Genomic DNA, 4,277 nt, shown 5'->3' on the forward strand with positions numbered 1-4,277 from the left:
GCCGCCGCTCCCGGCGCCGGTGCCGGCGTCGCCCGTGGAGAAGAGGGCGTCCGCTCCCGTGACGATCCCGGTGGTGACGGCCGCGCCGAGGAGGAGGGCGCCGGGGATCAGGACCGCGCGCCGCGTGGTGGGCTTATCGGATTTCATGACCAACTGCTCGCACGGCAGACAGCGTGGATCCGTCATCGACACTGGTCAAGGCCGGGAAAGCACCTGATCGGCGGAGCACGCGGAGCTTGGCCGGAAAGCAGTGCACTGGCCGGATCCGAGTGGGTGCGGGCGGGTGTGCCGGGGAGCGGCGGGAGCGCCGCCGGGGTCAGGAGCGGCGCACCAGCGGGAACGGCAGGGTCTCGCGGATCGTCAGTCCCGTGAGGAACATGACCAGTCGGTCCACGCCGATGCCGAGACCGCCGGTGGGCGGCATCGCGTATTCCAGCGCGTCGAGGAAGTCCTCGTCGATCTCCATGGCCTCCGGGTCGCCGCCCGCCGCGAGCAGGGACTGGGCGGTGAGGCGTCGGCGCTGTTCCACCGGGTCGGTCAGTTCGGAGTAGGCGGTGCCCAGCTCGGTGCCGAAGGCCACCAGGTCCCAGCGCTCGGCGAGCCGGGGGTCACGGCGGTGCTGCCGGGTCAGCGGGGACACGTCCGTGGGGAAGTCCTTGTAGAAGGTGGGCAGTTGGGTGCGTTCCTCCACCAGTCGCTCGTACATCTCCAGGACCACGTCCCCACGGGTGTTCTCCGGGGTGTGGGGGACGCCGGCGCGGTCGCACAGTCGTCGCAGCACCCGCTCCTCGGTGTCGGCGTCGACCTCCTCGCCGAGGGCCTCGCTCACCGCCCCGTACAGGGTCTTGACCGGCCAGGGGCCGGAGATGTCGTGTTCCACGAGCCGTCCGTCGGGTCCGGCCTTCCGGGCGATCGGGGCGCCGAAGGCGGCGGTCGCGGCGCCCTGGATCAGCTCGCGGGTGAGGTCGAGCATCACGTCGTAGTCGGCGAACGCCTGGTACGCCTCCAGCATCGTGAACTCGGGGTTGTGCTTGTACGAGACGCCTTCGTTGCGGAAGGTCCGGCCCATCTCGAAGACCTTCTCCAGGCCGCCCACGCACAGCCTTTTCAGGTACAGCTCCGGGGCGATCCGCAGGTACAGGTCGAGGTCGTAGGCGTTGATGTGGGTGGTGAAGGGGCGGGCGTTGGCCCCGCCGTGGATCTGCTGGAGCATCGGGGTCTCGACCTCCAGGTAGCCGCGTTCCAGCAGACCCTGGCGCAGGGCCTGCACGGCGCTGGACCGGGCCCGGACCACGTCCCGGGCGTCGGGGCCGGAGATCAGGTCGACGTAGCGGCGGCGCACCCGGGCCTCCGGGTCCGCGAGGCCCTTGCGCTTGTCGGGCAGGGGGCGCAGGCACTTGCCGGTGAGCTGCCAGGAGTCCACCAGGACGGACAGCTCCCCGGAACGGCTCGCCGCCACCTCGCCCTCGGCGACCACGTGGTCGCCGAAGTCGACGGTCCGGGTGAAGGAGTCCAGCGGAACGGGGCCGGAGCCGTCCCGGGTGAACATCAGCTGGAGGTCCCCGGACCAGTCCCGCAGCACGGCGAAGACCACCCCGCCGAGGTCGCGGACGAGCATGACCCGGCCGGCGACGGTGACCCGGTCCCCGGTCCGCTCCCCCGGCGCGGGCGCGGGGTGGGCGGCCCGGATCTCGGCGAGGGTGCGGGTGCGCTGCGGGATGCCGACGGGGTACGGGTCCACGCCCTGGGCCCGGAGCCGTTCCAGCTTGCGGTGGCGGACCCGGACCTGCTCGGGCAGGGCGGACGCGGCGGCCGCGTCCCCCTCCTCCTCGGCGGCCAGGCCCAGGGAGGCGATCGAGGGCAGCCCGGCGGTGGTGGCGGGGGTGACCCCGGAGGGGTGTCCGCGGCCCCAGAGCTTGCGCAGGCTGGGTACGGACACGAAGCCCTCCGCGATGCCCGAGGCGAGGCTGATCCGGGCCAGGGAGCCGGCGTCCCCGTAACAGAGCATCCGGGGGTACCACTCCGGCCCGTACTTCACGTTGGAGCGGTACAGGGCCTCCAGCTGCCACCACTTGGAGAAGAACAGCAGCAGGCGCCGCCACAGCCGCAGCACCGGTCCGGCGCCGATCCGGCCGCCCTCCTCGAACACGGACCGGAACACGGCGAAGTTCAGGGAGATCCGGCGGACGCCGAGCTTGGGGGCCGCCGCGCAGAGTTCGGCGACCATGAACTCCATGACCCCGTTGGGGGCCGCGCGGTCCCGGCGCATCAGGTCCAGGGAGATGCCGTCCCGGCCCCAGGGCACGAAGGACAGCAGGGCGATCAGGTTCTCCTCGGCGTCGAAGGCCTCCACGAGCAGGCAGTCCCCGTCCGCCGGGTCGCCGAGCCGGTCCAGGGCCATGGAGAAGCCGCGTTCGGTCTCGGTGTCGCGCCAGCGGTCGGCGCGGTCGACGATCCGGTTCATCTCCTCGTCGGTGAGCGCCGAGTGCCGCCGGATGCGGGTGGTGCAGCCCGCGCGCCGGACCCGGTTGACGGCCTGCCGGGTGACCCTCATGTCGCGGCCGTCCAGGTCGAACTGCGCCACGTGCAGGATGGCCTCGTCGCCGAGCTGGAGGGCGCCCAGCCCGGAGCGGGCGTAGGCGGTGGCCCCCTCTTCGGAGGCGCCCATCACGGCCGGCGCCCAGCCGTAGGTGCGGGCCACCTCCAGCCAGGCGTCGACGGCCGGGGTCCAGGCACCGGGGTCTCCCACCGGGTCGCCGCTGGCCAGGCAGACCCCGGCCTCCACGCGGTAGGTGACGGCGGCCTTGCCGTTGGGGGCGAAGACCACGGCCTTGTCGCGGCGGGTGGCGAAGTAGCCGAGCGAGTCGTTCTTGCCGTAGGCCCCGAGCAGGGCGCGGATCCGCGGTTCCTCGTCCCCGTGCAGGGCGGCCGTCAGCCGCTGGGAGCGGAAGAGCGTGGCGGCCGCGTTCAGCAGGGCGAGGGCGCCGAAGAGGCCCAGCAGGAAGGGGAGCGGGCGGGGCGGGCGGCCGTCGAACTGCCGGGCCGAGAACAGCCCGCCGAAGACCTGCTTGGCCGCCCAGTCCAGCCACTGCCCGCGGGGCAGGGTGCCCGGCCACAGGGCGACCAGTCCCCAGCCGAGGAGGACCGCGGCGAGCAGCCCGAGGCCCAGCACCAGCAGGGCCCGCCAGAAGGCGCCCGGCCGGGAGGCCGCGTAGAACTCCCTGCGGGCGAGGACCAGGACGGCCAGGGCGGCGGCCCCGATGGCGAAGGAGACCGCGGCCTCGGTGTGGTAGCCGTCGACGAAGTCCAGGACGTCCACGAGCAGGAGCAGACCGAGGTAGACGACCACGATCCACCAGGCCACCTTCTTGCGGGCGCCCAGAGCCGCAGCGAGGAGGAAGAGGAAGACGGCGTAGGCGAGGTTGGCGCTGACGGGCACGATGAGCACGTCCAGGAAGCGGACGATCGGCCGGAGCAGCCTCCGGAGCCCCGTGGAGAGCGCCAGCAGGGCGCAGAGCAGGCCCAGGGTGCCGAAGAAGGCTCCGAAGCCGTCGGGTACCCGGTGCCGGAACCGCTCCCCGGGGCCCGCCCCGGGACCCGGACCGGCCGGGTTGGGCAGGTTCCGGCGCGACGGGCGGGTGTCATCGGCGCGCACACTCATGTCTGGCACTGTAGGGAGCCGCGGCCGGGTCCGCGCGGCGGGGAATTTCCCGGTCCGGTTAGGGTCGGTGGGTGACGTCACAGCAGAGCACGGGGTTCGAGCGGGGTACGGACGGGCCGAAGGTGATCCTCGCGGGGGTGGACGGTTCCGAGTCCTCCCTGCGGGCGGCGGCCTACGCGGCGGGGCTGGCGCGGCGCCAGAACGCGCTGCTGGCGGTGGTGTACGTGCAGCCGGTGCTGGCCGGCGGGGCAGCCCTGGGGGCCCCGGTCGCCGAGACCACCGCGGAGATCGCCCAGGGCCTCGCGGAGGAGATCCGGGAGTCCGCGGAGCGGTTGAAGGGGCTCTTCGAGGTCCGGTGGGAGTTCCACACCTTCCGGGGGGACCCATACGGCGGCCTGGTGAGCGCCGCCGAGGAACTGAAGGCCGACGCGGTGGTGGTCGGCGCCTCGGAGCGGGCCGGGCACCGGCTGGTGGGCTCGGTGGCGGTCCGGCTGGTGAAGGCGGGGCGCTGGCCCGTCACCGTGGTGCCCTGACGGGCCGGGAAGCGGAACGGGGTTCCGGTCGGGGCCGGGACGGGCCGGAGCGCCCCCCAGGGGGAGGGGAGGAGTTCGTCGCC

Annotated in this window: 2 protein-coding genes; one reads left to right on the forward strand and one right to left on the reverse strand. The window is 73.6% G+C overall.

Annotation, left to right across the window (positions count from 1 at the left end):
• Nucleotides 1-316: 316 nt before the first annotated feature.
• The gene (lysX, locus tag ABTZ17_RS36400; protein WP_352200108.1) at nt 317-3,661 is read right to left on the reverse strand and encodes a bifunctional lysylphosphatidylglycerol synthetase/lysine--tRNA ligase LysX; all 3,345 of its coding nucleotides are present in this window, start codon (nt 3,659-3,661) and stop codon (nt 317-319) included.
• Between the two features lie 71 nt (nt 3,662-3,732).
• Here lysX and ABTZ17_RS36405 point away from each other — a divergent pair, with 71 nt between their 5' ends.
• A complete protein-coding gene (locus tag ABTZ17_RS36405) occupies nt 3,733-4,194 on the forward strand; it encodes a universal stress protein (protein ID WP_352200109.1) in 462 nt (153 codons plus the stop codon).
• Nucleotides 4,195-4,277: the final 83 nt, after the last annotated feature.

It is taken from the genome of Streptomyces sp. NPDC097619 (assembly GCF_040302735.1).
Taxonomy (GTDB): domain Bacteria; phylum Actinomycetota; class Actinomycetes; order Streptomycetales; family Streptomycetaceae; genus Streptomyces.